This is a genomic window from Kerstersia gyiorum (assembly GCF_048595715.1).
GTDB lineage: Bacteria > Pseudomonadota > Gammaproteobacteria > Burkholderiales > Burkholderiaceae_B > Kerstersia > Kerstersia gyiorum.
This window is the reverse complement of the sequence record NZ_CP169556.1, coordinates 729172-750709: the sequence shown is the minus strand read 5'-3', so window position 1 is coordinate 750709 and position 21538 is coordinate 729172. Positions and strand designations below refer to the sequence as shown.

The 21538-nt window shown below is 62.1% G+C and carries 15 protein-coding genes, 2 tRNA genes and 1 rRNA gene; 8 read left to right on the top strand and 10 right to left on the bottom strand.

Annotated elements, in window-relative coordinates; all coding sequences use genetic code 11:
* Positions 1 to 266: 266 nt before the first annotated feature.
* The 3 genes from ACEW7X_RS03300 to ACEW7X_RS03290 form a co-directional block, all read right to left on the bottom strand.
* Positions 267 to 342 (bottom strand) — tRNA-Ala (locus ACEW7X_RS03300).
* Positions 343 to 373: 31 nt separating this feature from the next.
* A tRNA-Ile gene (locus tag ACEW7X_RS03295) sits at positions 374 to 450 on the bottom strand.
* 125 nt (positions 451 to 575) lie between these two features.
* Positions 576 to 2110: ribosomal RNA gene (locus tag ACEW7X_RS03290) — 16S ribosomal RNA — on the bottom strand.
* Between the two features lie 1121 nt (positions 2111 to 3231).
* Here ACEW7X_RS03290 and ACEW7X_RS03285 point away from each other — a divergent pair.
* The 8 genes from ACEW7X_RS03285 (at position 3232) to ACEW7X_RS03250 (ending at position 13821) form a co-directional block, all read left to right on the top strand.
* Positions 3232 to 3909 carry a response regulator transcription factor gene (locus ACEW7X_RS03285; protein WP_068375138.1) on the top strand — a complete coding sequence of 226 codons (678 nt, stop codon included), beginning with the start codon at positions 3232 to 3234 and terminating at the stop codon, positions 3907 to 3909.
* On the top strand, positions 3906 to 6557 hold the full coding sequence (locus ACEW7X_RS03280) for an extracellular solute-binding protein (RefSeq protein ID WP_420177604.1): 2652 nt from the start codon (positions 3906 to 3908) through the stop codon (positions 6555 to 6557). Before ACEW7X_RS03285 ends, ACEW7X_RS03280 begins: the two co-directional genes overlap by 4 nt.
* A 92-nt stretch (positions 6558 to 6649) precedes the next feature.
* Positions 6650 to 7726, top strand: a complete 1077-nt coding sequence (locus ACEW7X_RS03275; protein ID WP_420177603.1) for an ABC transporter substrate-binding protein — start codon at positions 6650 to 6652, stop codon at positions 7724 to 7726.
* 129 nt (positions 7727 to 7855) lie between these two features.
* Positions 7856 to 9622 (top strand): ABC transporter permease, encoded by a 1767-nt coding sequence (locus ACEW7X_RS03270; protein ID WP_130487643.1) that lies wholly within the window; start codon positions 7856 to 7858, stop codon positions 9620 to 9622.
* A complete protein-coding gene (locus ACEW7X_RS03265; protein ID WP_068375151.1) occupies positions 9619 to 10701 on the top strand; it encodes an ABC transporter ATP-binding protein in 1083 nt (360 codons plus the stop codon). Before ACEW7X_RS03270 ends, ACEW7X_RS03265 begins: the two co-directional genes overlap by 4 nt.
* 375 nt (positions 10702 to 11076) lie before the next feature.
* The gene (locus tag ACEW7X_RS03260; RefSeq protein ID WP_068375154.1) at positions 11077 to 12045 is read left to right on the top strand and encodes a 3-carboxyethylcatechol 2,3-dioxygenase; all 969 of its coding nucleotides are present in this window, start codon (positions 11077 to 11079) and stop codon (positions 12043 to 12045) included.
* 56 nt (positions 12046 to 12101) lie between these two features.
* Positions 12102 to 12902 carry a 2-keto-4-pentenoate hydratase gene (locus ACEW7X_RS03255; protein WP_068375160.1) on the top strand — a complete coding sequence of 267 codons (801 nt, stop codon included), beginning with the start codon at positions 12102 to 12104 and terminating at the stop codon, positions 12900 to 12902.
* Positions 12903 to 12948: 46 nt separating this feature from the next.
* Positions 12949 to 13821 (top strand): alpha/beta fold hydrolase, encoded by an 873-nt coding sequence (locus ACEW7X_RS03250; protein WP_420177602.1) that lies wholly within the window; start codon positions 12949 to 12951, stop codon positions 13819 to 13821.
* An 81-nt stretch (positions 13822 to 13902) separates the two neighbouring features.
* Here ACEW7X_RS03250 and ACEW7X_RS03245 read toward each other — a convergent pair whose 3' ends face one another.
* The 7 genes from ACEW7X_RS03245 to ACEW7X_RS03215 all read right to left on the bottom strand — a co-directional run bounded on the left by ACEW7X_RS03245 (position 13903) and on the right by ACEW7X_RS03215 (position 21395).
* Entirely contained in the window at positions 13903 to 14850 is a 948-nt protein-coding gene (locus ACEW7X_RS03245; RefSeq protein WP_083969768.1) for a DNA-binding transcriptional regulator, read from the bottom strand.
* Positions 14829 to 15641 carry an IclR family transcriptional regulator domain-containing protein gene (locus ACEW7X_RS03240; RefSeq protein WP_068375171.1) on the bottom strand — a complete coding sequence of 271 codons (813 nt, stop codon included), beginning with the start codon at positions 15639 to 15641 and terminating at the stop codon, positions 14829 to 14831. Before ACEW7X_RS03240 ends, ACEW7X_RS03245 begins: the two co-directional genes overlap by 22 nt.
* Before the next feature lie 10 nt (positions 15642 to 15651).
* Complete coding sequence (locus ACEW7X_RS03235; protein WP_420177601.1) at positions 15652 to 16437, bottom strand: aspartate/glutamate racemase family protein; 786 nt, start codon at positions 16435 to 16437, stop codon at positions 15652 to 15654.
* Between the two features lie 13 nt (positions 16438 to 16450).
* The gene (locus ACEW7X_RS03230) at positions 16451 to 17212 is read right to left on the bottom strand and encodes an SDR family NAD(P)-dependent oxidoreductase (protein ID WP_253596503.1); all 762 of its coding nucleotides are present in this window, start codon (positions 17210 to 17212) and stop codon (positions 16451 to 16453) included.
* 10 nt (positions 17213 to 17222) lie between these two features.
* A complete protein-coding gene (locus tag ACEW7X_RS03225) occupies positions 17223 to 19139 on the bottom strand; it encodes a TRAP transporter large permease subunit (RefSeq protein WP_420177600.1) in 1917 nt (638 codons plus the stop codon).
* Between the two features lie 2 nt (positions 19140 to 19141).
* Positions 19142 to 20152, bottom strand: coding sequence for a TRAP transporter substrate-binding protein (locus ACEW7X_RS03220; protein WP_193755224.1), 1011 nt, complete (start codon positions 20150 to 20152; stop codon positions 19142 to 19144).
* Positions 20153 to 20591: 439 nt separating this feature from the next.
* A complete protein-coding gene (locus tag ACEW7X_RS03215) occupies positions 20592 to 21395 on the bottom strand; it encodes an alpha/beta fold hydrolase (RefSeq protein ID WP_068375178.1) in 804 nt (267 codons plus the stop codon).
* Positions 21396 to 21538 lie beyond the last annotated feature (143 nt).

Genomic DNA, 21538 nt, shown 5'->3' with positions numbered 1-21538 from the left:
GCTGTATGCGATTGTGCCGTTCATTCAAAGCAACTTCGATTTCTCGAAGTCTTGAGAATTGAACTTTTCGATTTTGCAATCACAACCCGTATCTAAAATTTCATCGCTTGCGCGATTCCATGTTAAACACTTCTCGTTGTGCTTCTTCCAAATTGTTAAAGAACAAAACAGCCGTCAGGTCTAAACCCAACGATCAACACACTCGCGTGCGCTCACCGTTGAACTCAAATCCGATAAGTTTGTTGTTTCCAGGGCAAACCAAGGTTTGGTGGAGGATGACGGGATCGAACCGACGACCCCCTGCTTGCAAAGCAGGTGCTCTCCCAGCTGAGCTAATCCCCCAATCCACAGCATCTTCATACTGCAAAACCGTTGGTGGGTCTGGTTGGATTCGAACCAACGACCCCCGCCTTATCAAGACGGTGCTCTAACCGACTGAGCTACAGACCCTAAACCTTAGAGTCTGTACCGGAGCAGAACCAGGAAGGTGACTTCCCATTCCTCTCCTGCTACCGACTCATCCTAAACAACAACCGATAAGCGTGGACGCTTTCGCTTCGTGTACATATGCTCTTAAAGGAGGTGATCCAGCCGCACCTTCCGATACGGCTACCTTGTTACGACTTCACCCCAGTCATGAATCCTACCGTGGTAATCGCCCTCCTTGCGGTTAGGCTAACTACTTCTGGTAGAACCCACTCCCATGGTGTGACGGGCGGTGTGTACAAGACCCGGGAACGTATTCACCGCGACATTCTGATCCGCGATTACTAGCGATTCCGACTTCATGTAGTCGAGTTGCAGACTACAATCCGGACTACGATCGGGTTTCTGAGATTAGCTCCACCTCGCGGTTTGGCAACCCTCTGTCCCGACCATTGTATGACGTGTGAAGCCCTACCCATAAGGGCCATGAGGACTTGACGTCATCCCCACCTTCCTCCGGTTTGTCACCGGCAGTCTCATTAGAGTGCCCTTTCGTAGCAACTAATGACAAGGGTTGCGCTCGTTGCGGGACTTAACCCAACATCTCACGACACGAGCTGACGACAGCCATGCAGCACCTGTGTTCCGGTTCTCTTGCGAGCACTCCCAAATCTCTTCGGGATTCCAGACATGTCAAGGGTAGGTAAGGTTTTTCGCGTTGCATCGAATTAATCCACATCATCCACCGCTTGTGCGGGTCCCCGTCAATTCCTTTGAGTTTTAATCTTGCGACCGTACTCCCCAGGCGGTCAACTTCACGCGTTAGCTGCGCTACTAAGGCCCGAAGGCCCCAACAGCTAGTTGACATCGTTTAGGGCGTGGACTACCAGGGTATCTAATCCTGTTTGCTCCCCACGCTTTCGTGCATGAGCGTCAGTGTTATCCCAGGGGGCTGCCTTCGCCATCGGTGTTCCTCCGCATATCTACGCATTTCACTGCTACACGCGGAATTCCACCCCCCTCTGACACACTCTAGCCCGGTAGTTAAAAATGCAGTTCCAAGGTTAAGCCCTGGGATTTCACATCTTTCTTTCCGAACCGCCTGCGCACGCTTTACGCCCAGTAATTCCGATTAACGCTTGCACCCTACGTATTACCGCGGCTGCTGGCACGTAGTTAGCCGGTGCTTATTCTTCAGGTACCGTCATCCACCCGAGGTATTATCCCGGGCGATTTCTTTCCTGACAAAAGTGCTTTACAACCCGAAGGCCTTCATCGCACACGCGGGATGGCTGGATCAGGGTTTCCCCCATTGTCCAAAATTCCCCACTGCTGCCTCCCGTAGGAGTCTGGGCCGTGTCTCAGTCCCAGTGTGGCTGGTCGTCCTCTCAAACCAGCTACGGATCGTCGCCTTGGTAGGCCTTTACCCCACCAACTAGCTAATCCGATATCGGCCACTCCAATAGTGCAAGGCCCGAAGGTCCCCTGCTTTCTCCCGTAGGACGTATGCGGTATTAGCCACTCTTTCGAGTAGTTATCCCCCGCTACTGGGCATGTTCCGATATATTACTCACCCGTTCGCCACTCGCCACCAAGGAGCAAGCTCCTCGTGCTGCCGTTCGACTTGCATGTGTAAAGCATCCCGCTAGCGTTCAATCTGAGCCAGGATCAAACTCTTCAGTTCAATCTCTGTTGTTTACATATACCTTCCCGTTTCCGGGACGGAAATATGTCGCTTTGCTTTCAAAGGAAGTGAGGTATAAAACCTTACTTCTTTCGTAGGCACTTGATAATTTTGGCATTCCCATTGCTGGGATCGCACACTCATTCCAAGCGCCCACACTTATCGGCTGTTAAGTTGTTAAAGAGCAGTTACTGCAAATTCGGTACTGAACTACTGAACTTCCTACTGCATCGCTTTCGCGTTTCGCTGATTTGCATCAGCAGAGAAACGAGATTATGAAGCAGTTTTTCAGGTTTGTCAACTCAGTTTCGTTTGCCACTTAGCGGCTATCCACTGAATCCCTACTTGAAAAACGCCGCCTGGGTAAACCCACCAGACCTCGTTTCCAGTTGCCTATCAGAACCGCCCCTTTCGGGTTAACCCTGAGTTACTAAGCAACCGAGTCAGAAACTATAACATGGGATTTTGAAGTTTGTCAACACTTACTGAACCGCTTCACTTCCCTGCCGAATTCGTTTCCTAGCGCCGCCTGGCCGTCCCTTAGGGATCAAACCGCTGCGCCTGAAAACAAACTCCGTTTCCGGCCCCGTTGAACTTTACTTCGCCCCTTTCGCTGGGAAAGGTTTGCTGTGCTGCTCAACAGAAAATGAAATATAGCACGCTTTTCATCGCCGTGTAAACTTTTCGAAGAAAATCTTTTTTTCCCAAAAAACCGCCCGACGGGCCGTCAGCCAGCCTGACGACGCCTTCCCTGGCGCCTTTCCGGGCCAGGGTGCCTCCTCGCCCTGGTGCCGCCCACGCCGGCAGCGGCGCGTCCCGCCCCCGGCCGCCCCAACGCCCGCCACGAGCCGCCATCTCCCTACTACCGAGACTCCGGAAAAAGGCCCGCCCGCAGCCCTATATACAGAGCGCCCTCTATCTATATATAGACACGGCTACAGCCCGCTCCGCTCAACGACCCTTCCTTTCCCTCCTGACAGCCGCCCCGGCGCCATCCATCACGCCAGGGTGCTGACAGGCAAAGAGGATAGAATGATTCCGACCTGTCGCTGGCGGTGCCGGCCATACCGGCGCCGCCGCCCCAAAAAAACACAGCTTATATGGCGCGGCGAGGAGACAAAATGCGGATACTGGTCGTCGAAGACAACAGTGACCTGGGCGAAGCCATTCAAAGCCGGCTGCGCCGTATCGGCCATACCGTCGAGTGGGTATGCAGCGGCGCGGATGCGCTGAGCTACCTGCAACACGAGGAATGGGATGGCATGCTGCTGGACATCATGCTGCCCGACTCAGACGGCTTTGCCATCATCAAGCAGCTGCGCCAACGACAGCAGCACATCCCCACCCTGGTCATGACGGCACGTGCCGAGATCGAGGACAAGGTAGGCATGCTGGACCTCGGCGCGGACGACTATCTGGTCAAGCCCTTCGACCTGCGAGAACTGGAAGCCCGCCTGCGCGTGCTGCTGCGGCGGCAGGACCATGCCCAGACAGGCAGCCTGACGGTGCTGGGCAACCTAGTGCTCGATAGCGCTGCCCGGCGCGTAACCGTGGACGGTGCGACGATAGACTTCGGGCGCCGTGAATTCTGCCTGCTGGAGATCCTGGTACAGAAACGCAGCCAGGTGGTCTCCAAGGAACGCCTGATGACCCAGCTTTTCAACTTCGATGAAGAAAGCAGCCCCAATGCCGTGGAGTTGCTGATTTCCCGCATCCGCCGCAAGCTGGGCAATGCCGCCATACGGATAGATACCATCCGCGGAACGGGCTACAGCGCCGTCCTGGTTGATGGCGCATGAAGCGCCAGCCGTATTCGATACAGCGCCGCCTGCTGCTCATGGCGCTGGGCATCCTGGCGCTGTGCTTCGCCGGGCTTTGCTGGCTTTCCCATCATTACGCCCAGCGCGCTGCGGATGCCGCCTACGACCGCCTGCTTGCCGCGTCCGCCTTGACCATCGCCAATGCCGTCCAGGCCGAAGATGGCCAACTGACCGTGGAACTGCCATATTCCGCCATGGCCATGCTGTCGGACCAGGAGCATATCTATTACGCCATCCATGGCGATGGCGGGCTGATTTCCGGCTATGCCGATCTCGGCGCGGCGCTGCCGCCGGCCCAATCGGAAAGACCGGTGTTCACCGTCATGGAATTCCTGGGCCAGCCGGTACGCATGGTCACGGCCGGCCGCCTGGTCACCGGCATGCATGGCCGCGGCTGGGTGACCATACGCGTTGCCGAGACCCTGGGCACGCGCCAGCAATTGAGCGACACCCTGTTTCAGCGCAGCGTGGTGCCCCTGATGGTGATCATGCTGGTGGCCGTTGCCCTGCTGGGCTTCGGCATGCGCCGCGCCTTCCGGCCGCTGGCCGCACTGGAACAGGAGCTGCGGCAGCGTTCGCCCGACAACCTGCAGGCCATTACCCAGGCCGTCCCTATAGAAATCGGCGGACTGGTGCATGCGCTCAATGATTTCATGCTGCGGCTCAAGGGCGCCATTGGCACGCTCAACAGCCTGGTCGCCGATGCGGCCCACCAGATCCGCACCCCGCTCGCCGCGCTCAAAATGCAAGCGGAACTGGCTCTCGAGGAAACCAGCCTGGAAGCCATACAACCGCGCGTGCAACGCATCCACGCCAACGCCGGCCACACCACGCAGCTCCTGAACCAGCTGCTGATGGATGCAACCATCTCGCACCGGCGGGACAGCGCCCTGTCCAGCGAACTGCGCGTGCGGGCCGTCGTGAAAGAAGTCATGCAACGCCTGAACCCGGATGACACCCCCCGCATCCGCTGGCATGTCACGCCCTCAGCCAGACGGGCGATCCTGCACGGCGACCATGTCAGCCTGCGTGAAATGCTGCGCAATGTGGTGGACAACGCCCTGGTCTATGGCGGCGAAGGCGAAGTCGAAATCCAGGTATTCAGCCGGCGCGAAGGCTATATCGTGTTCGATGTCTCCGATCGCGGCCCTGGCATCACGGATGCAGAAAAACCGCTGGTGTTGCAGCGTTTCGCGCGCGGCAGCACCAGCGGCGGCCGGATAGGTTCCGGGCTGGGCCTGTCCATCGTGCAATCCGTCGTCCGCACCCATGATGGCGAATTGCTGCTGCGCGACCGGCCTGGCGGCGGCCTGACGGTACGCATCGTCCTGCCCGCCAGGCTCGTCGCCCGCGAACACGGCCCGGCCAGCGTTCTGTCCGGCAGCCTGGGCGCGGTATTGCCATGCCTGTTGCTGGGCCTGGTGCTGGCCCTGCCTGCCGCCCCCACCCTGGCCAGCCCCGACATGCCGGCGGATACCAGCGCCACTCCATCCTTTGGTGCTGCCATGCCGGCGCCCCGGCATCCGCCCGGCAACACGGGCGACACCCCTGCCGCCATGGGCAACGATCGCCAGGGTTCCGATTTCACTATCCGCCTGACCCACTATCCCGCCCGCCAGGGCGATGGCAGCGCGGCCCAGGCCCGCCTGCGCGTGGCTGGACCGACCGACACGGAACTGTTCCAGTGGCTGGTACAGGATTTCCAGCAGCTCCACCCCCAGATTGCCGTCGATTATCTGGAAATCGACAGCATGGGCCTGTATCTGCGGGTGCTTGCCGGGCAGATGCCCCCGGTGGATGTACTGATCAGTTCCGCCGCAGACCTGCAACTGAAACTGGCCAATGATGGCTACGCCCGGGCCCACGAATCCATGTATACCCAGCGCGTGCCGGGTTGGGCGCGCTGGCGCAACGAGGTCTACGGTTTTACACAGGAACCGGTAGTCATTGCCTATTCCCGCTCCCGCTTCGCCCCCGGCCAGCGCCCGAAATCCCGCAATGAACTCTTGCGCCTGCTGGAAGCAGAAGGGCCGCGCCTGCGCCATCGCATCGGCACCTACGATATCCACATCAGCGGCGCTGGTTATCTGCTCGCGCTGTATGACGAACGCACCTCGGCAAACTTCTGGGGCATGGCCAACCAGTTGGGGCAGGCCGGCGTGCGCCTCTATGGCACGACCGCCGAACTGCTCGATGGCCTGGAAAGTGGCGAACTGGATATCGCCTATAACGTGCTGGGCCCGTATGCCCTCGGCCGTCAGCGTGCCGGTGCAGATATCGCCGTCGTGGTGCCGGAAGACTACATTACCGTGCTGACACGCAGCGCCCTGATCCACCGCGATGCGCCCTCCCCGGAAATCGCCGGCACCTTCATCGACTACCTGCTCTCGCCACGCGGCCAGCGCGCCGCCATGGAGCAGGCGGGCCTGCCTCCGCTGCTGCCGGACGACACCGGCCTGGAAGATCCGCTGCTCGGCGAGCTGAAACAAGGCCTGCTGCAACCCATCGTGCTTGGCCCGGCACTGCTGGTTGGCCTGGACCAGACGCGCCGGCGCCGCTTCCTGGACAACTGGACGCGTCTGGTCACAGATACGCCGGACTTGCAAACGCCGATGACAGGTCGGTGACAGCGTGCACAACCATAATAGTCTCCAGCCCCGGGCATAGCCGGGCATCCGGCGCGATAGACGCCAACATGAAAAATACATGAGGAGACAATATGAGACTGCATCCGACACACTCGGCCTCCCTGGTGCTTGCCGCTGCGCTTGGCGGCGGACTTGCCTTTGCCGCCCAGGCGGACGACCTGACCAGCAAGGCCGAAGCGGAAGGCATAGTCATCATTTATTCCACCACCGACACCAAGGCCGCCGCGCCACTGATCGCAGCCTTCGAGGCCAAGCACGGCAAGGTCAAGGTGGAATACCACGACATGAACAGCACGGAGCTCTATAACCGCTACATCAGCGAACAGGCGGCGGGCGGTGGCAGCGCCGACCTGCTGTGGAGCTCTTCCATGGATTCGGCCATGCGCCTAGCGACTCGCTACGCGGACAGCTATGAATCCCCTGAAATCCCCTCCCTGCCAGAATGGGCCGTCTGGAACAATGCGGCGTTCGGCACGACCTACGAGCCCATCGCCTTCATCTATAACACCCGCCTGATCAAGGAAGACGAAGTGCCGCGCACGCACGCGGCACTGGCCGAACTGGTGAAGAACCAGCCCGACCGCTTCCGCAACAAGGTCACGACCTACGACATCGAAAAATCAGCGGTCGGATACATGCTGGCGGCCCAGGACAACCTCCGCAACCCGGATTACCTGGACTTCATCAAGGGCGTGGGCGCAGCCAACCTGGTGCTGCAATCCTCCACCGGCACCATGATGGAACGCGTTTCCTCAGGCGAGAACCTGATCGGCTACAACCTGCTTGGTTCCTATGCCGAGACGCGCGCAGCCAATGATCCTTCCATCGGCATCGTCTATCCCGCCGACTACACCCCGGTACTGTCGCGCGTGGCCTTCGTCAGCAAGAAGGCTGCCAACCCCAACGCCGCCCGCCTGTTCCTGGACTTCATGCTGTCGGCCGAAGGCCAGGGCGTGCTCGCCAACCAGTCCAACCTGACCTCCATCCGTGAAGATGTCGAAGGCGACAATGACGTCAAGGGGCTGACCAGCCGCCTGACGGAAACGACCCTGGTACCCATCCCCGTCGACGAAAGCCTGCTGCAGTACCTGGAACAGAAAGAGCGGCTGGCCTTCATCCGCAGCTGGCGCAACGCCGCAGGCAAGTAAAGCGCTTCCTGCACCGCAGCCACGCATCCGTGGCTGCGTCCGCCCGGATGCCGGCCCGCATTTTCCAGGCTGACTGACGCGCAGCCAGCCTGCCGGCATCCCCACTCCTACTTTCGGGACCACCAGACTATGCAAGCCTTATATGCAAGGTTGCAGGCATGGCCGCGCCGTATCGTCGTACTGCTGACGGCGCTGGCGATCTACGTGCCGTTGAGCCTGATCATCATCCAGAGCTTCCTGTCCGAACCTTTTTTCTCCCCGGACAAATACTTCAGCCTGGAAGCCTTCCGTTTCATTTTTGACGACCCCGATTTCTATGATGCGCTGGTCAACGGCTTCATCATGGCATTCGGCCTGGCCGCCATCGCCATTCCCCTGGGCGGCATCCTGGCCTTCCTGATGGTGCGCACCGACCTGCCCGGCAGGACCTGGATCGAGCCGCTGATCCTGGTGCCCATCTTCGTCTCTCCCATGGTGCTGGGTTTCGGGTACATCGTCTCGGCCGGCCCGGTCGGATTTTTTTCCGTCTGGACGCAGAACCTGATCGGCTTCGTGCCCTGGAATATTTATTCCTTCACGAGCATCGTCATCATTGCGGGGCTGACCCACGTTCCGCACGCCTACCTCTATATCTCCGCTGCGCTGCGCAGCATAGGCTCGGATGTCGAGGAAGCCGCCCGCACCGCCGGTGCCAGCCCCCTGCAGGTCATGCGTGCCGTCAGCCTGCCCATGGTACGGCCCGCAATCCTGTACGCCATAGTCCTGCTGTTCTTCCTGGGCCTGGAAGTCTTCGGCCTGGTGCTGGTGCTGGGCGACCCGGAAGGGCATCTGGTGCTGGCAACTTATCTGTACAAGCTGACCAACAAGCTGGGCATTCCGTCCTATCACCTGATGGCTGCCGTGGCCGTGGTGCTGATCGCCATGACCATCCCCCTGGTGATGCTGCAACGCCGCCTGATGCGCTCGGCCAACCGCTTCGTTTCCATCAAGGGCAAGGCCACGCGCTCCCGCCCGCTGCCGCTGGGCCGCTGGCGCTGGGTGGCCGGCACCGTCGTGGCCATCTGGCTGGTCGTGACCATCATCGTGCCTATCGTCGGCGTCATGCTGCGCGCCTTCGTCTCCAACTGGGGCATAGGCATTTCGCTGCTGGACGTGCTGTCGCTGGACGCATTCCGTCAGGTCTTCGCGCAGGCCAGCCTGCTGCGCGCCATCGTCAACTCAGTCGCCATCGGCGTATTCGGCGGCGCACTGGCCGTCATCTGCTACCTGTTCATCGGCCTGGCCATGCACCGCAAGCCCGACAACGTGACGCGCTTCCTGGATTACAGCGTGCTGGTGCCGCGCGCCGTGCCGGGGCTGCTGGCCGGCCTGGCCTTCCTGTGGTGCTTCCTGTTCATCCCGATGTGGCTGAACCAGTCGCTGGAAGACGGCATATTGTCTGCGCTGCCGTTTGCCGGATGGCTGAGCGTCAACCTGGTCGAACCCATGCGGGCGCTGCGCAGCACCATCTTCAGCGTCTGGCTGGCCTATACCGTGGTCTGGCTGGCCTATGGCCTGCGCCTGATTTCGTCCACGCTGCTGCAGGTCGGTCCGGAACTGGAAGAAGCCGCCCGCAGCGCTGGCGCGCGGCCCGGACAGGTCACCCGCCACGTCACCGCGCCACTGGCGAAATTCGGCCTGATCAGCGCCTGGCTACTGATGTTCCTGATCTTTGAACGCGAGTACTCCACCGGCGTGTACCTGCTTACGCCGGGCACGGAAACCATCGGCTCCATGCTGGTCTCGCTGTGGGCCTCGGGTGCCATCGACATCGTCGCCGCCCTGTCCTTCATCAATATCGTCCTGGTCGTCATCGGCCTGGGCATTGCCTTACGCTTCGGAGTGAAACTGCGATGAGTGAACTGACCGTCGAAAACATCCACCTCGCCTACGATCGCAACCCCGTACTCAAGGGCGTGTCCATGTCGCTGGAACGCGGCGAAGTGGTATCGCTGCTGGGCGCCTCCGGCAGCGGCAAGACCACACTGCTGCGCGCCGTCGCCGGCCTGGAAGCCCCCAGCCAGGGCCGCATCACCATCGGCAGCACCGACATCTACGATTCCGCCCGGCGGATCGACGTCCCCGCCGAGGCCCGCAATCTCGGGCTGGTATTCCAGTCCTATGCGCTCTGGCCGCACAAGACCGTCGAACAGAACGTCGCCTATCCGCTGACGCTGCGCAAAGTGCCCAAGGCGGAACTCAAGCAGAAAGTACAGGCGATTCTCGACCAGCTTGGCCTGGGTGCCCTGGGCAGCCGCTATCCCAGCCAGCTTTCCGGTGGCCAGCAACAGCGCGTCGCCATTGCCCGTGCCCTGGTCTACAACCCGCCGGTCATCCTGCTGGACGAACCGCTGTCCAACCTGGATGCCAAGTTGCGCGAAGAGGCACGGGTCTTCCTGCGCGAACTGATCGTAGGCCTGGGCCTGTCGGCCCTGATGGTCACGCACGACCAGAGCGAAGCCATGGCGATTTCCGACCGCATTTTGCTGCTCAATGGCGGCGCCATCGAGCAGCAAGGTACGCCCCAGGATATCTATAGCCGCCCCCAGAGCCTGTATGCGGCAGAGTTCATGGGCAGCAACAACCGCCTGCAGGGCAAGGCCGGCCGCGTGGAGAACGGCCGCGTGGAAGTGCTGGGCGACGGCTGGCGCTTCTGGGGTAGCGCAGTGGGCGAACTGCAACCCGGCCAGGCGGTCGTCGTGGTCGCCCGGGTGGAAAGCCTGAAGGTCGGGGCCGGCGACGAAGCCGCCGGAGACTTCAACCTGCCGCTGAGCACCAGCATGTACCTGGGCGATCGCTGGGAATATGTGTTCCGTCTGGGCGATGCCAGCGCGCAAACCGTCCCCTTGCGCGCCTTCGGACGCGAGCCCCTGGCAGCCGGACACCATCCGGTCCGGATAGACCCTCAACAGGCCTGGGTCTACCCCGCTGCCTGAACCTCCCTGCCCCGGCGCGCTGCAATGGCGCGCCGGGCTTTGCCGACATGCGCCGGGCGTGGCAGTTTCTCCAGATCCCCACCCCGGTGCACAGAGTGCACCTGCCGCCAACTTTTTTTGGGCGGTGCAGGGGCCATTCCTACAATCGGTTCAGATAAACCAGAGGCAGGCCCACCTGCCTCTGGATCAATAACGACGGAAACCGGCGTGACGGCCACAGCCCTTCGCGCAAGCGGTGCGAAAACCGCGCCGCAGCGCAAGGCGACTTGTCCGGCCAGGCCGGGCCAGGGACAGGCAGCCCTGTTCCAAGTCGGCCCCTGAATACTAGGCCTCCGGCCACGTGCCAGCGGTCCAGCCATGAAATCTGGAGATTCCATGAGTACCAGCATCGTCAAGCTCAAATGCCTGTCGCATACTCCCTTGCGTGGCCTCAATGACCCGGCGCCCGGCGTTGTCGCCGAAGTCGATGCCGTCATTGCCGCCGCGCGCGCCGACGTCGAGGCCTTCGACCCAGAGCTGATCGTGGTCTTCGCCCCGGATCACTACAACGGGCTGTTCTATGACCTGATGCCGCCCTTTGTGATTGCCACGGCAGCGGAATCCGTGGCCGACTACAAGACACTGCCCGGCCCGCTGTCGATTCCCGACGATCTGGCGCTGGACCTGGTGCGCCACGTCCTCGACAGCGATATCGACATCGCCATGTCGCATCGCCTGCAGGTGGATCACGGCTGCACCCAGATTCTCGAGGAAATGACGGGCAGCCTGACGCGCTATCCGGTGATTCCCATCATCATCAACTCCGTTGCACCGCCCTTCGGCCCCTACCGCCGCGTACGCCTGCTGGGCGAAGCCGTGGGCCGTTTCATCGCCGGGCTGGGCAAACGCGTGCTGATCCTCGGCTCCGGCGGGCTATCGCATGAACCGCCGGTGCCGGTGTTTTCCGGCGCCAAGCCCGAGATTGCCGAGTTCCTGATCGCAGGCCGCAACCCCACACCGGAAGCCCGCGCGGCACGCCAGGCCCGTACCATCGCCACCGGACAGATTTTCGGTACGCCAGACTGCGACCTCACCCCGCTGAACGAAGAATGGGACCAGGCTTTCATGGAATTGTTGATCGGCAAGGACCTGAGCAAGGTCGACGATTTTGAAATCGAAACGATCTCCAGGGCGGCGGGACGCTCCACCCACGAAGTCCGCACCTGGGTTGCCGCCTTCGCCGCCATGTCCGCCGCTGGCGCTTATGAAGGCAGGCGCGACTACTACCGACCCGTGAACGAATGGATTGCGGGCTATGGCGTCGTCAGTGCCGAACCGGCCAGCCCGGTGCCGGCCGCAGGCTGACCATGGCGCACGCCCCCAACCGGACACCCGTCTGACTTTTGCAGGATAAGCAGGAAATGACACAGAGTTCCCACGTTCCCACGCTCGACACTACCGCTGCCGCCCATGCCCTGCGCCTGGCGGAGGAACAGCGCCAGGCCATCGCGCCGCTACGCGACCGGCTGCAGGACGCCAGCCCCGAGACAGCCTACGCTATCCAGGAAGCCAATACCCGCCAGGCCCTGGCCCAGGGCCGCCGCCTGGTCGGCCGCAAGATCGGCCTGACCTCATTGGCTGTCCAGGCTCAGCTGGGCGTAGATCAGCCCGACTTCGGCATGTTGTTCGACGACATGGCCATAGGCGACGGCGGCAGCATTGCCCCCGGCCGGCTGATCCAGCCCAAGGCTGAAGCAGAAGTCGCGCTGGTACTCGGGCGCGACCTGAACCACGAACACCATACCTACGCCGACCTGATCGGCGCGACCGAATACTGCCTGCCGGCCATCGAAGTCGTGGATAGCCGGATCGCGGACTGGAATATCCGCTTCATCGACACGGTTGCCGACAACGCTTCCAGCGGCCTGTTCGTCCTGGGCAGCCGCCCCGTCCGGCTGCGCGACATCGACCTGAGCGACTGCGCCATGGAAATGCAATGCGATGGCGCTCCTGTCTCGCGCGGCAATGGCCGCGCCTGCCTGGGCAACCCGCTCAATGCCGCCGTCTGGCTGGCCGACACCATGGTGCGTTGCGGCCGCCCCCTGCAGGCTGGCGACATCGTGCTGACCGGTGCCCTCGGCCCCATGGCCGTTGCCAGCAGCGGACAGCATTTCAGCGTACATATCGCTGGCATGGGCCATGTGTCCGTGCGCTTCGAGTAACCCCCTACGCCCCCAACACAGGCCCGCCCCAAGATAAGGAATATCCATGACGGCAACGACCTTCATCCATACCGAAGCGAGCACCAGCCGCTTCGCCCGCATCAAGGAACAGGATCTCGATCTGCAAGTGCACTACAACGACACCGGCGGCGACGGCCCCGTGGTTGTCATGCTGCACGGTTCCGGGCCTGGCGCCAGCGGCTGGGCAAACTTCAACCGCAACGTCCAGCCACTGGCCGACGCAGGCTTGCGCGTCATCCTGCTGGATTGCCCGGGCTGGAGCAAAAGCGATCCCATTGTTTGCACCGGTTCGCGTTCCGACCTGAACGCCCGCGCGCTCAAGGGCCTGCTGGACGCGCTGGGCATCGAACGCGCCCACCTGATCGGTAACTCCATGGGCGGCCACAGCACGGTGGCGTTTGCGCTGTCCAATCCGACGCGCATCGGCAAGCTCGTCCTGATGGGCGGCGGCACCGGCGGCCCCAGCCAATTCGTGCCCATGCCAGCCGAAGGTATCAAACTGCTGCAAGCGCTTTACCGTGAACCGACGATCGAATACCTGCGCCGCATGATGCAGGTATTCGTCTTCGACACCAGCCACCTGACCGAAGAACTGTTCCAGGCCCGCCTGGACAATATGCTGTCGCGCCGCGACCACCTGGAAAACTTCGTCAGCAGCCTGGAAGCCAACCCGCGCCAGTTCCCTGACTTCGGGCCGCGCCTGGGGGAAATCAAGGCGCCGGCCTTGATCATCTGGGGCCGTGACGACCGCTTCGTGCCCATGGATATCGGCCTGCGGCTGCTGTGGGGCATGGCCAATGCCGAGTTGCATATATTCAGCCGCTGCGGCCACTGGGCCCAATGGGAACACGCCGAAAAATTCAACCGCATGGTGCTGGATTTCTTTACCAAGGACTGAGGGCTTGCCGGCCGCGTCTGCCCATGCCCGCACCTGTTGTCTGCCGTGCGCAGGCAGCCGGCGCGTTGCCAGGCCGGCCGCCTATTCGGCCAGAACCGGCGTTGCCGCCTCACGCCCCGACGGCCAGGCAGCCGACGCAACATCCTGCATGGAGAGGCAGGAGGCGCCATGGCCATGCAGCTGCGCTTCGATTTCCGCCACGGCAACACGCAAGGCCGGCAGCAAGCGTTGCTCCGCCTCGCGGGTCGTCATGGCCTTTTTGGTGAAAATGATGTTGATGCAGCCCAGCACACGCTGGCCGTGTCGCACAGGCAGGGCGATCGCGCTCATGCGCGCCTGTTCATGCCAATCGCCATCATTGGAGCCGAAGCCCTGTTCACGGGTTTTCTGCAACAGCGCCGCCACCAGTTGCGGGTCCCGCGCCATGCGCGCCTGCGCATCGCTGCCCTGTTGCAACAAACGCAGGATTTCATCGCGTTCCGGTGCCGCACAGGCGCTCAGGTAGGCACGCCCGGCAGCGGTAAACAGGATAGGCAGGCGCCGGCGTATCATCGCCCGATGAAACGACAGCGGGCTGAAGCGGTGCGTGGTTTCACGCACCACCATGCTGTCGCCATCCAGGGTAGAAAGGTCGGAAGGCCAGACCGCCTTCTGCAGCAGGCGCCCCAGCGCCTGCCCCGCCACTTCGGATACCCAGTCCTCATCGGTGAAGCCGTCGCTCAGCTGCCGCACCTTCTGGTTCAGGCTGTAGTGCTCGTCCGATGAGTTGCGGCGCACGTAGCCTTCGTTCTGCAAGGTTTCCAGCATGCGCCGCACAGTCGTCCGGTGCAGGCCGGTCGCCGCACTGATTTCCGTGATCGACGCCCGCCCACCGGCCGCCTGGTTCAGGCTGCGCAGGATCTCCAGCCCTCGGCGCAAGCTTTCCACTGGCCGGTAGCAGGACGTCTCCCCGGGTTCGTCCCAATCCCCCCGCAAGGGGCTGTCCGATACCCAGGGCGCCGATACCCTCAAGGCGTGTATCTGAGCCATCCGTATTCTCCCAAAGGCAGCGGATCAAGCTCCCGCTCGATGTCGTGCACGCATTCATGCAAGGCGTCCAGATAACGCTCGGCCGCCTTTGCCGGCGTCATCGCACTCCTGAAAAACATGATATTGATCGCGCCCAGCACGCGGTTGCGCCAGCACACCGGGTAGGCGATGGCGCTGATATTCGGCTCGGTGCCGCCGGACGATTCCGCATAGCCGCGTTCACGCGCCGCCAGCCGGCGCTGCAGCATGTCATGGCGCACGTCTTCCTTGGAAAAGCCATCGTGCTTCATGATGCTGGCGAGATCCAGTATCTGCTCCAGGCTTTCATCAGCCACCTCGCTCAGAATGGCAATGCCCAGCGCAGAGCGCAGCAACGGCCGTGTCTTGCCCACCATGGCGCGATTGACCGACATCGGACTGAAACGGTGCGTAGACTCGCGGATTTCCAGATAGCCCGAGGAAAAGGTTGCGAAATCGCTGGGCCACTGCACCTGCGACAGCAGGCGCCCCAGGTAAGGGCCGATAACCTGCACGACCCAATCCTCGTCCTTGACGCTGTCGGCGAAACGACGGAACCGGGTGGTCAGGAAGTAGCGCCCGTCCCCCGGACGAAGATACACATAGCCGGCCTGTTCCAGCGTGAACAGCAAACGGTAGACCGTCGCCCGATGGATGCCTGTGTACTTCGCCAGCTCTCCAGGGTTGGCCCAGCCCAGATCACTCAATGCGCCAATCAGTTCCAGGCCGCGTTCCAGGGCCCTTACCCTGGGATAGATATCAGTTTCCGGCACAATCTTCTCCTCAATCAGGAGGATACAGCGCCAGCAATTCCGCACTGGGTTTGATGTAGTGCCAGCGCCGGCCGGCATGCAGGCCGGTCAGCCGGTGCAGCCTGGCCAGCATCTCCGCGTAGGCCAGCGGCGCGCCAACGCCGTCGAGTACGCTGACGCCGTCGATCTCGTGCACACCATTGGCCGCCAGCACCTCCGCCACCAGGCCTTCGGCCGGCACGATGATATCTGCGCCCGCCTCGATGGCGCGCCGCGCCGTGGCGCTGAAGGCGGCAATGTAATCGCCGGGTTGCAGGAAGACCTGCTCAATGGCGCGTTCGGGCAATTGCGGTTCGATCACGTAGATGCCGCTGATGCGCGCCTCCAGGCGGTGGCGCTGCATGGCATTTTGCAGGAACCAGCGGTTTTCCTCGTTCAAGGTCACCAGCCCGATCTGCTGCGCCATGGAACAGGAAATCAGCACCGTGCTTTCCGGCATGGATATCACCGGAATATCCACCAGCGAACGGCATTCCCTCAACAAGGGTTCGGTATAGGTGCCGATCACGAAAGCGTCATAGCCTTCGCGCTCGGCACGGTGCACGTTGTGCAGCAACTGACGGCTCATGGCCTTGTGATAGGCGTATGGAACCTTCATCACTTCGCTGGGCGACTTGCCATGCCACATGGATTCCGGCACGCCATGCAGGATGATTTCCGTGCCGGGGCTGGCGATGCGTGCATAGTGGCTTGCCAGCGATTGCCGGTACACCGGGTAGTTGTCCAGGTCCACGCTGGACTGATGCCAAATCTTCATTCCCGCCCCTCCTTCAGACCATGTAATAGCCGCCGTTGACATCCAGCGTGCTGCCCGTCACGTATGCCGCCAACGGCCCGACCAGGTAGGTGACAGCCGCCGCTACCTCGTCCGGCTGGCCGACCCGTGAAAGCGGCACCAGACCGACCGCACCGGCATCGTCCTTGCGGTCCAGGCGGGAGCGCAGCATGGGTGTATCGACCAGGCCTGGCGCCACCACGTTCGCGGTAATGTTGAGCGGCGCCATTTCGCGCGCCAGCGCCTTGGTGAAGGCGATCACCGCCGCCTTGCTGGCGACATAGGCGGTACAGGATCGGTAGCCGCCCAATTGCGCTGCAGACGAAGCGAAGTTGATGATGCGGCCATGCGCCATGCCCGCGTCGGCCTGCATCACAAACGCACGGCAGACCGCATAGGTGCCAAAAGCATTGACGGCAAAGACCTTCTCCCACAGTTCCGGCGTGGTGCTGCGCACGTCGATCAGCGCGCCATCCTCGCCCACGGGCGAGATCGCGGCCGTATTCACCAGCACCGACACTTTCACGCCTTCGCTGCGCAGGCGGCCGAATAGCTGCTCGACCGACGCCATACTGCTGATATCCACTGCGGCAGTCCGATGCCCCTGGCCCGGCAAGGCCTCGGCCAGCGCCTGCAACGGCGCCGCGTCCAGGTCAGCCAGCACCACCTGCAGGCCCTGCTCTGCCAGGGCGCGGCATACCGACTGGCCGATACCGCCCGCTGCGCCCGTGACCAGCGCGATTCGATTTTCACTCATGTCCTGCTCCTCAGCCACCGCTCAACACGCCGGGCAGCCACATCGTGATGACGGGGAACACCGTCAGCAGAATGACGCGCACCAGGTCCGCCATCAGGAAAGGCGTTACGCCCCGGAAGATCGTCGACAACGGCAGGCGGTCACCTACCACACTGCGCATGACGAAAACATTCATACCCAGCGGCGGCGTAATCATGCCAATTTCCACCAGAGACAAGGTCACCACGCCCCACCAGATCAGGTCATAGTCCATGCCCACGATCAGGGGCACCACCAGCGGCGTCGTCACCAGCACGGCAGCCAGCGTATCGAACACCGTCCCCAGCAGCAGGTAAAACAGCACCAGCCCGAGCAGGATCAGCCAATGCGGCATGGTATTGATATCCACCAGGCTAAGTACCAGCTGGGTGATATCGGTGAAGCTCATGAAGCTGGCGAAGATGTTGGCACCGATGAAAATCACGTAGATCGCGCCGGCATTGATGCCGGTATCAATCAACGATGCCTTGAACTTATCCAGCGTGAAGCCCTTGGTGCCGACAGCAAAGACAAAGGACAGCAAAGCGCCAACGGACGCGGCCTCCTGCGTGGTGAACATGCCGCCGTACAGGCCGCCCAGCACCAATGCGAACAGCAACACTGGACGCCAGGCCTTGACCATCGCCGCTCGCGCGACTTTCCAGTCGAACTCTTCGACGTCCGGCGCCAGGCTGGGCTTGAGCCGAACCGAGATGAAAATGGCCAGCACATACATCGTCAGGGCCAGCAGTCCGGGAATCAGCGCGGCCTGGAAGGCAACCTGGATGGATTGCTCCACCACCACGCAATAGACAATCAGCACCACCGAAGGCGGAATCAGCGCCCCCAGCGTACCGCCCGCCGCAATGCACCCGGCCGCCAGGCTGTGCGCATAGTTGCGGCGCTCCATTTCCACAAAGGCCACCTTGCCGAAAGTAGCCGTGGTCGCGATGGAAGAACCGCAGATCGCCCCGAAGCCGCCGCACCCCAGTACCGACGCCATCGCCAGCCCGCCACGACGCGAGCCCAGCAAGGCCGTGCCGGAATTGAAGATATCGCCGGACAGGCCCGCCCAGGTAGCGAAATTGCCCATCAGCAGAAACAGCGGAATGGCGGCCATATCCATGCTGGTCAGGGCACGGCCGACTTCGTTCTGCGACACCACCAGCGCCTGCTCGCCCCCGAGTGTGAGCGCAAGACTGGCAACGCCGACGATCGCCAGCGACACGCCGATGGGAATCTGCGCCGCAATCAACAGGTACAGCACCAGAAATGCCATGCTGGCCTGCATGCCGGGGCTGCTGTCCTCGTTGATGAACAGGACGGTCAGGACAGCGCAGGCGGCAATGGTGCCTGCCGTGACCAGCGCGCCGCGCCAGAAACCCGGCTGCGCATAGGTGCGATCGCGCAACACCGCGTACCAGCGCTGCAGCGCCTGGATCAGTACCGTCAGCGCGGCCAGCGACATCAGCGCGCCAGCCACCGCCCACCAGCCGGCGGTCTGCCAGCCGACCACCATCGTTTTCTCACCATACTCGTGCGCATCCAGCGCCCGGAACAGCAGCACGATGGCCAGCCAGCCGAATACCGCGACTTCCACCAGTTCACACAGCAGGCGCACCGCCGTCTGGTTGCTGCCGGCCAGCGCCTTCATCACATCCATGCGGATGTTCAGGTGACGCACGAACACCAACCCGGAAAAACCGGCCACGATAATGGCCATAAACAGCCCATTCAGTTCGAACAGGCCTCGCACGGTGTAGGGCGTGAAAGCACGCAGAATGATGTCAACCAGCGTGCCGGCAGACACGACCAGCAACAGCGTCAGCGCGGCCCAGGCCATGAACTTGCAGAGCTGGTCCTGCCAGTCAGCCTTGGCGGGCGCGCCCGCGATATTGGCCGAACCCATGCTTATTGCGCTCCACGTTGCGATTCCAGGGCCTCGGTGTAGACCGCCCAGACACGCTCGCCCTGCGGGACGCTGCCCACCCATTTCTCAATCACCGGTTGCACCGCTGCCGACCAGCGTTCGACATCAGCTTCGCCGGGCGTCACGATGGTGTGCGCCGGATTCTGCTGCAGCAACTGCTTCAGGCGTTCGTTTTCACCGCCCAGGCCTTCGGACCAGCGATCGACGAAATTGGCACCGCCATGTTTTTCCAGGGCCGCCTTGGCTTCCGGCGCCAGGCGATCATAGGCGCGCTTGTTGATCACCAGGAACACCGTGCTGGAACCCATGGGTACGTCAATGTGATACGGCACGAAATCCAGAACCTGCCAGGTATAGACGGCATTCCAGTCGTTCAGGCTGCCACTGAGCGTCTTCTTCGACAAATTTTCAGCCGTCTGCGGCACAGGCAGGCCGACCGGGATAATGCCCAGCGCTTCAACCGATGCGCTCGCCAGCGGGCCGGCGGCGCGGATACGCTGCCCCTTGAAGTCGTCCAGGGAATTGATCTCACTCACGCCATGCGCGGTCAGGATGCCCGACGAAACCAGTGCGAACACCTTCACATCGTCGAAGCCATCCATCAGGCCTTCTTCGTACAGGCGCCACACGCCGGTCGAAGCCTCGCGCAGCGTGCGGGCCTGGAACGGAATCTCCGGAATATCCGCCACCTTGAAACGCCCCGGCGTATAGCCCGTCACGCCCCAGCCCATATCCACCAGCCCGCGGCGCACGGCATCGAACGTATCCTCGGCCTTGACCAGCGAGCCGCCCGAATACAGCTGGATTTTCAGCGTGCCCTGCGCATCGTCCTGGATATCCTTGATCAACGGCTCGAACATGCCCTTGGTCAGGTAGGCCGTGGGCCCGGCGAAATTGGCGAACTTCAGCGTCGTCGGCTTGGCCTGGGCCAGTACCGCCGTGCCGCACGCCATGGACAGGGAACAGAAGGCTGCCATGAGGATTCGTTTCATCTTTATCTCCGTATTTTGATTGGTGGCCATGCCGGGCCTGCTTGCGCTGCTCAGGCCCATGGCCGGTCCGCTGCCGCGCCATTCACCGGGTCCGATCACTTGCAGGTAGATCAGTCTGTCCGACAGGTTCCGGCGATTACACACACTCGCCATCGGCAGGGCAATCGAAATCCTCGATGCGTTCACCTGGTAAACACATCCCTGGGACTAACCCGTATGCCTGAGTCACTTAATGGGCCATTTCTTATTCACCAGATGAACACAAGCCCCTGCTTGCATACCGAAATGCTGAATGAACCTGCTGGGCAGACAACCACCTGCCGTCCGACCCAGGCGGGCAGCAGCATATGGAAAGACCGGGCGCTCCCGGCAACAGGGGTGAATGGCAACGGCAAGGCGTTGCGTCGGAGAACCGGCCCCGCAGCAGGGCCGGGCCAGGCTAGGCGGCGGACTGGACTTCCCGCGCCAGCCAGGGCGCGATGCTGGCGAGCAAGGCTTCGGGCTTCTCCCGGTGCGGAATATGGCCGCAATCCTCCAGCACCTGGAAGCTCACCGGGCCTCGGACACTATCGGCGATGCGCTGCGGTTGCGCCAGCGACCCATATTCGTCGCGGTCTCCATGCAGCACCAGTGCCGGGCATTGCACCTGCGCCAGCTCAGTGCCCATATTCCAGCTCGCAAAGCCGGGAGACGTCCAGGTATCCGCCCAGGAATCCAGCACCCAGCGGGCCTGTTGGCCATGGTATTTCTCCAGGCGCGCGAACTGGGCCGGGTCATCGAACATACTGCGGGCTTCCACGATACCCGCCACGATACGATCATCCACATAGGCCTGCGCCGCAATCGTCACCAATCCGAGGCAGTGCGCATGCTGCGCCGCGCTGGCGATGCCCATGCAGCCGCCGATGCTATGGCCCAGCGCAATGAAGGATTCCGCCTGCAATTGCGCCAGGACCTGCGGCAGGAACGTGCTGGCCTCATCCTGCACGTAATCCATCGACAAGCACCCCGGATGTGAGGCGGACTGGCCAAACCCCAACCGGTCATAGGCAATCACGCGCCGCCCCGTCGCCGCTGCCAGCCGTTCCGGAAAATCACGCCAGAGGGCAATGCAGCCCAGCGAATCATGCAGCATGACGATGGGTGCCAGGCCCGCCGCTGCCTGCTGCGGCCGCCATTGCCTGGCGGCCAGCTGGCCTTGCGGGGTCTCTATGCGCTCATCGGAAACAATCGTGGCGGACATGCATGCTCCATGAAAACAGCCGAGGCTGGCGCCCGGGCCCGAAGTCAGAAAGCGTAAACCATGACGCTACGTAAACTTGAAGCGCCTGCGCGCCGGATCGGCTCGGGATTTACCCTTGCTCCGCTCACCCGCCCGCGCCGGCG

Coding starts and splice junctions, on each gene's coding strand:
- ACEW7X_RS03285 (WP_068375138.1), top strand. CDS start 3,232: ATGCGGATACTGGTCGTCGAAGACAACAGTGACCTGGGCGAAGCCATT.
- ACEW7X_RS03280 (WP_420177604.1), top strand. CDS start 3,906: ATGAAGCGCCAGCCGTATTCGATACAGCGCCGCCTGCTGCTCATGGCG.
- ACEW7X_RS03275 (WP_420177603.1), top strand. CDS start 6,650: ATGAGACTGCATCCGACACACTCGGCCTCCCTGGTGCTTGCCGCTGCG.
- ACEW7X_RS03270 (WP_130487643.1), top strand. CDS start 7,856: ATGCAAGCCTTATATGCAAGGTTGCAGGCATGGCCGCGCCGTATCGTC.
- ACEW7X_RS03265 (WP_068375151.1), top strand. CDS start 9,619: ATGAGTGAACTGACCGTCGAAAACATCCACCTCGCCTACGATCGCAAC.
- ACEW7X_RS03260 (WP_068375154.1), top strand. CDS start 11,077: ATGAGTACCAGCATCGTCAAGCTCAAATGCCTGTCGCATACTCCCTTG.
- ACEW7X_RS03255 (WP_068375160.1), top strand. CDS start 12,102: ATGACACAGAGTTCCCACGTTCCCACGCTCGACACTACCGCTGCCGCC.
- ACEW7X_RS03250 (WP_420177602.1), top strand. CDS start 12,949: ATGACGGCAACGACCTTCATCCATACCGAAGCGAGCACCAGCCGCTTC.
- ACEW7X_RS03245 (WP_083969768.1), bottom strand. CDS start 14,850: ATGGCTCAGATACACGCCTTGAGGGTATCGGCGCCCTGGGTATCGGAC.
- ACEW7X_RS03235 (WP_420177601.1), bottom strand. CDS start 16,437: ATGAAGATTTGGCATCAGTCCAGCGTGGACCTGGACAACTACCCGGTG.
- ACEW7X_RS03230 (WP_253596503.1), bottom strand. CDS start 17,212: ATGAGTGAAAATCGAATCGCGCTGGTCACGGGCGCAGCGGGCGGTATC.
- ACEW7X_RS03225 (WP_420177600.1), bottom strand. CDS start 19,139: ATGGGTTCGGCCAATATCGCGGGCGCGCCCGCCAAGGCTGACTGGCAG.
- ACEW7X_RS03220 (WP_193755224.1), bottom strand. CDS start 20,152: ATGAAACGAATCCTCATGGCAGCCTTCTGTTCCCTGTCCATGGCGTGC.
- ACEW7X_RS03215 (WP_068375178.1), bottom strand. CDS start 21,395: ATGTCCGCCACGATTGTTTCCGATGAGCGCATAGAGACCCCGCAAGGC.